At 62.4% G+C, this 8,185-nt stretch carries 4 protein-coding genes; all 4 read left to right on the top strand.

The features are described 5' to 3' along the window. Positions 1–195 precede the first annotated feature (195 nt). The 4 genes from rpoC (at position 196) to fusA (ending at position 8,072) form a co-directional block, all read left to right on the top strand. Positions 196–4,440, top strand: a complete 4,245-nt coding sequence (rpoC, locus tag ACFDS3_RS17555; RefSeq protein WP_375263653.1) for a DNA-directed RNA polymerase subunit beta' — start codon at positions 196–198, stop codon at positions 4,438–4,440. Positions 4,441–5,051: 611 nt separating this feature from the next. Continuing rightward, a complete protein-coding gene (rpsL, locus tag ACFDS3_RS17560) occupies positions 5,052–5,423 on the top strand; it encodes a 30S ribosomal protein S12 (protein ID WP_085855220.1) in 372 nt (123 codons plus the stop codon). A gap of 12 nt (positions 5,424–5,435) precedes the next feature. Continuing rightward, positions 5,436–5,906 (top strand): 30S ribosomal protein S7, encoded by a 471-nt coding sequence (gene rpsG / locus ACFDS3_RS17565; RefSeq protein ID WP_375263654.1) that lies wholly within the window; start codon positions 5,436–5,438, stop codon positions 5,904–5,906. Between the two features lie 24 nt (positions 5,907–5,930). After that, positions 5,931–8,072, top strand: a complete 2,142-nt coding sequence (fusA, locus tag ACFDS3_RS17570) for an elongation factor G (RefSeq protein ID WP_375263655.1) — start codon at positions 5,931–5,933, stop codon at positions 8,070–8,072. Positions 8,073–8,185: the final 113 nt, after the last annotated feature.

Genomic DNA, 8,185 nt, shown 5'->3' on the forward strand with positions numbered 1-8,185 from the left:
ACAACTTCGAGGCCGGCGTGCCGGAATCGTTCAACGTGCTCGTCAAGGAGGTCCGCGGCCTGGGCCTCAACATGGAACTCCTGGATGCCGAAGATGAGCTGGAGCAGGAAGGCGAAGACGCCGAGTGATCTGCTCCGGGGCCGGTGAAATCCGGCCCCATGCCCTCTGACGCACCCGTATTCTTAAGGACGGAACATGAACCAGGAACTCACCACCAACCCGTTTTCGCCCCTGGCGGCGCCGAAGACCTTTGACGAGATCAAGGTTTCTCTGGCGAGCCCCGAGCGGATCCTGAGCTGGTCCTTCGGCGAGATCAAGAAGCCCGAGACGATCAACTACCGGACCTTCAAGCCCGAGCGCGATGGCCTGTTCTGCGCCCGCATCTTCGGGACAGTGAAGGATTACGAGTGCCTTTGCGGCAAGTACAAGCGGATGAAGTATCGCGGCATCGTCTGCGAGAAATGCGGCGTGGAAGTGACGCTGCAGAAGGTTCGTCGCGAGCGCATGGGCCACATCGAACTGGCCGCGCCCTGCGCCCATATCTGGTTCCTGAAGTCGCTGCCCTCGCGCATCGGACTCATGCTCGACATGACGCTTCGTGACCTCGAGCGGGTTCTCTACTTCGAAAACTACGTCGTCATCGAGCCGGGCCTGACGGACCTCACCTACGGTCAGATGATGACCGAGGAAGAGTTCATGGACGCCCAGGACCAGTACGGCATGGACGCCTTCACCGCAAATATCGGCGCGGAAGCCATCCGTGAGATGCTGGCGATGATCGACCTCGAAGCCGAGGCCGACCGTCTGCGCGAAGAGCTGAAGGAAGCCACCGGCGAGCTGAAGCCCAAGAAGATCATCAAGCGCCTGAAGATCGTCGAGAGCTTCCTTGAGTCCGGCAACCGTCCCGAGTGGATGGTCATGACCGTGATCCCGGTCATCCCGCCCGAACTGCGCCCGCTGGTGCCGCTGGACGGCGGCCGCTTTGCGACCTCGGACCTGAACGATCTCTATCGCCGCGTCATCAACCGGAACAACCGCCTCAAGCGGCTGATCGAGCTGCGCGCGCCCGACATCATCATCCGCAACGAAAAGCGGATGCTGCAGGAATCTGTCGATGCCCTGTTCGACAACGGCCGTCGTGGCCGCGTCATCACCGGTGCCAATAAGCGTCCGCTGAAGTCGCTGTCGGACATGCTGAAGGGCAAGCAGGGCCGCTTCCGCCAGAACCTTCTGGGCAAGCGGGTCGACTTCTCGGGCCGTTCGGTCATCGTGACGGGCCCCGAGCTCAAACTCCATCAGTGCGGCTTGCCGAAGAAGATGGCGCTCGAGCTGTTCAAGCCGTTCATCTACTCGCGCCTTGAAGCGAAGGGCTACAGTTCGACGGTCAAGCAGGCGAAAAAGCTGGTCGAGAAGGAGCGTCCCGAGGTTTGGGACATCCTCGACGAGGTCATCCGCGAGCACCCGGTTCTGCTGAACCGTGCGCCGACGCTGCACCGTCTGGGCATCCAGGCGTTCGAGCCGATCCTAATCGAAGGCAAGGCCATCCAGCTGCACCCGCTCGTCTGCTCGGCGTTCAACGCCGACTTCGACGGCGACCAGATGGCTGTTCACGTGCCGCTTTCGCTCGAGGCGCAGCTTGAAGCACGCGTCCTGATGATGTCCACGAACAACGTGCTGTCGCCCGCAAACGGTGCGCCGATCATCGTGCCGTCGCAGGACATGATCCTTGGCCTCTACTACATCACGATGCAGCGCGAGGGCATGAAGGGCGAGGGCATGGTCTTCTCGTCCGTGGACGAGGTGCAGCACGCGCTCGACGCTGGAGTCGTGCACCTGCACGCCAAGATCCAGGCGCGCCTGAAGCAGATCGACCCCGAAACGGGGGAAGAGGTCGTAACGCGGTTCGAAACCACGCCGGGCCGTGTTCGTCTGGGTGCGCTCCTGCCGGTGAACGCCAAGGCTCCGTTCGATCTGGTCAACCGCCTCCTGCGCAAGAAGGAGGTCCAGCAGGTCATCGACACCGTCTACCGCTATTGCGGCCAGAAGGAGTCGGTCATCTTCTGTGACCACATCATGACCACCGGCTTCCGCGAAGCCTTCAAGGCGGGCATTTCGTTCGGCAAGGATGACATGGTCATCCCCGACTCGAAGTGGCCGATCGTCGAGAGCACGCGCGATCAGGTGAAAGACTTCGAGCAGCAGTACATGGACGGCCTGATTACTCAGGGCGAAAAGTACAACAAGGTTGTGGACGCCTGGTCGAAGTGCAACGACAAGGTCACCGAGGCGATGATGACCACAATCTCGGAGCCTGGAACGGACGAGAACGGTGCCGAGAACGAGCCGAACTCGGTCTACATGATGGCTCACTCGGGTGCGCGGGGCTCGGTCACGCAGATGAAGCAGCTCGGCGGGATGCGCGGCCTGATGGCCAAGCCCTCGGGCGAGATCATCGAGACGCCGATCATCTCGAACTTCAAGGAAGGCCTGACCGTGCTCGAGTACTTCAACTCGACTCACGGTGCCCGTAAGGGTCTGTCCGACACCGCGCTCAAGACGGCGAACTCGGGTTACCTGACCCGTCGTCTCGTGGACGTGGCGCAGGACTGCATCATCCGCGAGCATGATTGCGGCACCGATCGTGCCGTGACCATTCGTGCGGCCGTCAACGACGGTGAGGTCGTGGCCACCCTGGCCGAGCGCCTGCTGGGCCGTGTCGCTGCTGAAGACATCGTGAACCCGGCCAATGACGAAGTCGTCGTCAAGGCGGGCCAGATCATCGATGAGCGGATGGCCGACCTGCTCGACGAGATGCGGATCGCCGAGGCCCGCATGCGCTCACCGCTGACGTGCGAGAGTGAAGAGGGCGTCTGCGCCATGTGCTACGGGCGCGATCTTGCCCGCGGCACGATGGTGAACATGGGCGAAGCCGTGGGTATCATCGCGGCGCAGTCCATCGGCGAGCCGGGCACTCAGCTGACGATGCGGACCTTCCATATCGGCGGCGTTGCGCAAGGCAGTCAGCAGTCGTTCCAGGAGTCCGGCTTCGACGGCAAGGCGGAGTACCGCAACGCCAACACGCTGACGGACGAAGTCGGCAACGTGATCGTCATGGGCCGCAACATGCAGCTCGCCATTGTCGACGAGCACGGCGTCGAGCGGGCATCCTACAAGCTGGGCTACGGCACCACGATGCACGTTCAGGACGGGGCCGACGTTAAGCGGGGCGACCGCCTGTTCGAGTGGGACCCGTACACCCTGCCGATTATCGCCGAAGCGTCGGGTCGTGCGAAGTTCGTCGACCTCATCACGGGCATCTCGGTGCGCGACGAGACGGACGAAGCGACCGGCATGACGCAGAAGATCGTGTCGGACTGGCGCGCAGCTCCGCGCGGCAGCGATCTGAAGCCAGAGATCGTCATCGTGGACGAAAACGGCGAGCCGGTGCGCAATGCACAGGGCAACCCGGTGACCTACACGATGTCGGTGGACGCGATCCTTTCGGTCGAAGACGGGACGGACGTGAAGGCGGGTGACGTGGTCGCGCGCATTCCGCGGGAAGGCGCGAAGACGAAGGACATCACCGGCGGTCTGCCGCGTGTGGCCGAACTCTTCGAGGCACGTCGTCCCAAGGATCACGCCATCATCGCCGAGGCAGATGGTCACGTGAAGTTCGGGCGCGACTACAAGAACAAGCGCCGGATCGCGATCGTGCCTGCGGAAGAGGGCGCCGAGCCGATCGAGTACATGGTGCCGAAGGGTAAGCACATCCCGGTTGCCGAGGGCGATTTCGTCCAGAAGGGCGACTACATCATGGATGGCAACCCCGCGCCGCACGACATCCTGTCAATCATGGGTGTCGAGGCTCTGGCCGAGTACATGATCGACGAGGTGCAGGACGTCTATCGACTGCAGGGCGTGAAGATCAACGACAAGCATATCGAGGTTATCGTTCGCCAGATGCTCCAGAAGTGGGAGATCCAGGACAGCGGTGACACGACGCTCCTCAAGGGCGAGCATGTCGACAAGGTCGAGTTCGACGAGGCGAACGAGAAGGCGATGAAGAAGGGCGGGCGTCCGGCTCAGGGCGAACCGATCCTGCTGGGCATCACCAAGGCGTCGCTGCAGACCCGGTCGTTCATTTCGGCCGCGTCCTTCCAGGAGACCACCCGCGTGCTGACCGAGGCTTCGGTTCAGGGTAAGCGCGACAAGCTGGTGGGCCTCAAGGAGAACGTCATCGTCGGGCGGCTGATCCCGGCCGGCACCGGTGGGGCGACGCAGCGCGTCCGTCGCATCGCGGCTGAGCGTGACCTGAAGGTGCTGAAAGCCGCACAGGCCGAGGCAGAACAGGCTGCGCAACTTGCGGCGCCGGCCGACGAGGGGCTGTCCTCGGACAGTGAGGTTGACGTGGTCGAGATGGATGAGAGCCGGGACGAGTAAGTCCGGCCAGAAATCCAGATAATGTGGGACAGGGCTCCGCTGTCGCGGAGCCCTTTTCCATTTGTCCACTTGATGCGGGAATTCGGGGTTGTTGGTCTCGGCAAACAAGTGTGATCGCGCAGCCTTAAGTTGAATTCCTGTTGGCTCGGCAATAAAATCGCGCGCCTGCCCTCGAAGGGCGACGAGGTAGTGTGCGGGCAGATCGGTTTGGGCGGGTACGCAAGACGGCGGGCGTCGCTCAGGACTGATCGCACCGCCATCTCCGACTGCTCGGTATCTCAGCTGACGGGCTTCGGCTTGCACCTCGCTTGGGATTTTTTCATCTGTGCGAGAGGCGGGGCGACAAATCCTGGTGCTGTTGACACTCCGCGACTCGCCCTCTATACGGCGCCAACCGTGCGACCGGGCTTGCCCCGGGCCGGGGCTTAAATTGATGGAAGTGGTCACGATCCGGGCAAACGCCCCGATCCTCTGGATACCAGCCGCGTGGGCCAAGGGGCCAATGCGGCCTTTGCGTTTGGCGGACGCGCCCGGCGCATCTGAAGATGAACCGGGGTGCGCGCGCCCCACTCGAAACGAACAAGTGTTGCAACACGGGGAATGAAACCGGAATGCCAACGATCCAACAGCTGATCCGCAAGCCGCGGCAGCCGAAAGTCAAACGCTCCAAGTCGCTGCACCTCGAGCAGTGCCCGCAGAAGCGGGGCGTCTGCACCCGCGTCTACACCACCACGCCGAAGAAGCCGAACTCGGCCATGCGGAAGGTCGCCAAGGTGCGCCTGACCAATGGCTACGAGGTTATCAGCTACATCCCCGGCGAAAGTCATAACCTGCAGGAGCACTCGGTGGTCCTGATCCGCGGCGGTCGTGTGAAAGACCTTCCGGGCGTGCGCTATCACATCCTTCGCGGCGTGCTCGACACGCAGGGCGTCAAGGACCGCAAGCAGCGCCGTTCGAAGTATGGCGCCAAGCGCCCGAAGTAAGAGGAACAGCCCATGTCCCGCCGTCACGCTGCCGAGAAGCGCGAAATCCTCCCCGACGCCAAGTATGGCGACCGGGTGGTCACCAAATTCATGAACAACCTGATGTACGACGGCAAGAAGTCCGTCGCCGAGGGCATCGTCTACAACGCGTTCGATCGCGTCGAGGGGAAGCTGAAGCGCTCTCCCATCGAGGTGTTCCACGAGGGTCTCGACAACATCAAGCCGTCGGTCGAGGTCCGCTCGCGCCGCGTTGGTGGTGCGACCTACCAGGTCCCCGTCGAAGTCCGCCCCGAGCGCCGCGAGGCTCTCGCGATCCGCTGGCTCATCGATGCCTGCCGCAAGCGCAACGAAAACACCATGGAAGAGCGTCTGGCCGCCGAACTGATCGACGCCGTCCAGAACCGCGGTACCGCGGTGAAGAAGCGCGAAGATACGCACAAGATGGCCGACGCCAACAAAGCGTTCAGCCACTACCGCTGGTAACCCCTAGCCTGAGGACTTTTCCCAATGGCACGCGAATATCCGCTCGACCGCTACCGTAACTTCGGCATCATGGCTCACATTGATGCCGGCAAGACCACGTGCACCGAGCGCGTCCTTTTCTACACCGGCAAGTCGCACAAGATTGGCGAAGTCCATGACGGCGCCGCCACGATGGACTGGATGGAGCAGGAGCAGGAACGCGGAATCACGATCACCTCGGCTGCGACCACGACGTTCTGGTTCCGCACCGAAGATGGCGAGAACCCGACGGGCATCTACGGCAATACGCCGCAGGAAGCCAAGTTCCGGTTCAACATCATCGACACGCCGGGTCACGTGGACTTCACCATCGAGGTCGAGCGTTCGCTTGCCGTGCTCGACGGCGCGATCTGCGTTCTGGACGCCAACGCCGGCGTCGAGCCGCAGACCGAGACCGTTTGGCGTCAGGCTGACCGGTACAAGGTTCCGCGCATCGTGTTCGTCAACAAGATGGACAAGATCGGCGCCGACTTCTTTAACTGCGTCACGATGATCAAGGACCGCACCGGCGCCAACGCCGTGCCGATCCAGCTGCCGATCGGGTCGGAGGACCAGCTCGAGGGCATCGTCGACCTCGTGACGATGAAGGAGTGGGTCTGGAAGGGCGAAGATTTGGGCGCCTCCTGGGTGATCCAGGAGATCCGCGACGACCTGAAGGACCTCGCCGAAGAATGGCGCGGCAACCTGATCGAAGCAGCGGTCGAGATCGACGACGAGGCGATGGAAGCCTACCTGGAGGGCAACGAGCCCGACCAGCCGAAGCTGCGCGAGCTGATCCGCAAGGGCACGCTGTCGCTGTCCTTCGTTCCCGTCCTCGCCGGTTCGGCGTTCAAGAACAAGGGCGTCCAGCCCCTGCTGAACGCGGTGATCGACTACCTGCCGGGTCCTCTCGACGTGCCGCCGTACATGGGCTTCTCGCCGGATGACGAGACTGAGACTCGCAACATCGAGCGTCGCCCGGGCGACGATCAGCCGTTCGCTGGCCTCGCGTTCAAGATCATGAATGACCCGTTCGTGGGCACGCTGACCTTCACCCGCATCTACTCGGGCCTGCTCGAGAAGGGCGGCTCGGTGCTCAACACCACGAAGGGTAAGCGCGAGCGCGTCGGCCGGATGATGATGATGCATTCGAACTCCCGTGAAGAGATCGAGTGGGCCGGCTCCGGTGACATCATCGCGCTGGCGGGTCTGAAGGACACGACAACCGGTGACACTCTGTCCGACCCGCAAAAGCCGGTCGTTCTGGAAACCATGACCTTCCCCGATCCCGTCATCGAGATCGCGGTCGAGCCCAAGACGAAGGCCGACCAGGAGAAGATGTCTGCCGGTCTTCAGCGTCTTGCAGCCGAGGATCCGTCCTTCCGCGTCGAGACCGACATCGAGTCGGGTCAGACCATCATGAAGGGCATGGGCGAGCTTCACCTCGACATCCTGGTCGACCGCCTTAAGCGGGAGTTCAAGGTCGAGGCGAATATCGGTGCGCCGCAGGTCGCCTATCGCGAGACGATCAAGCAGAAGATTAACCACACCTACACGCACAAGAAGCAGTCGGGTGGTTCGGGTCAGTTCGCCGAGGTCCAGCTGGAGATTTCGCCGACCGAGCCGGGTGAGGGCTACTCGTTCGAAAGCCGGATTGTCGGTGGTTCGGTGCCGAAGGAATACGTTCCCGGGGTCGAGAAGGGCATCAAGTCGGTCATGGACTCCGGTCCGCTTGCCGGCTTCCCAGTCATCGATTTCAAGGTCGCGCTGGTCGACGGCAAGTACCACGATGTCGACTCGTCCGTTCTGGCCTTCGAGATCGCCTCGCGGATGTGCATGCGCGAAGGTCTTCGCAAGGCCGGCGCTCAGCTGCTCGAGCCGATCATGAAGGTCGAGGTCGTGACGCCGGAAGAGTATACCGGCAACGTCATCGGCGATCTTACTTCGCGGCGCGGTCAGGTGCAGGGCCAGGAGCCCCGCGGTGTCGCGATCGTGATCGATGCGTTCGTGCCGCTGGCCAACATGTTCGGCTACATCAACAACCTGCGCTCGATGTCCTCGGGCCGCGCGCAGTTCACGATGCAGTTCGATCACTACGAGCCGGTTCCGCAGAACATCTCTGAAGAGATCCAGTCGAAGTACGCTTAATCCACGGACATTGCGGGCCGGTAACGGCCGGCCCGCACCCAAAGACAACAGGAGGCCTCCATGGCGAAGGCAAAATTCGAACGCACAAAGCCGCACGTGAACATCGGCACGAT

The sequence above is a fragment of the Palleronia sp. genome (genome assembly GCF_042089775.1).
Lineage (GTDB): Bacteria > Pseudomonadota > Alphaproteobacteria > Rhodobacterales > Rhodobacteraceae > Palleronia.

What these genes read in the sequence shown, in the direction of transcription:
- rpsL (WP_085855220.1), top strand. Translation starts at nt 5,052, where the DNA reads ATGCCAACGATCCAACAGCTGATCCGCAAGCCGCGGCAGCCGAAAGTC.
- rpsG (WP_375263654.1), top strand. Translation starts at nt 5,436, where the DNA reads ATGTCCCGCCGTCACGCTGCCGAGAAGCGCGAAATCCTCCCCGACGCC.
- fusA (WP_375263655.1), top strand. Translation starts at nt 5,931, where the DNA reads ATGGCACGCGAATATCCGCTCGACCGCTACCGTAACTTCGGCATCATG.
- rpoC (WP_375263653.1), top strand. Translation starts at nt 196, where the DNA reads ATGAACCAGGAACTCACCACCAACCCGTTTTCGCCCCTGGCGGCGCCG.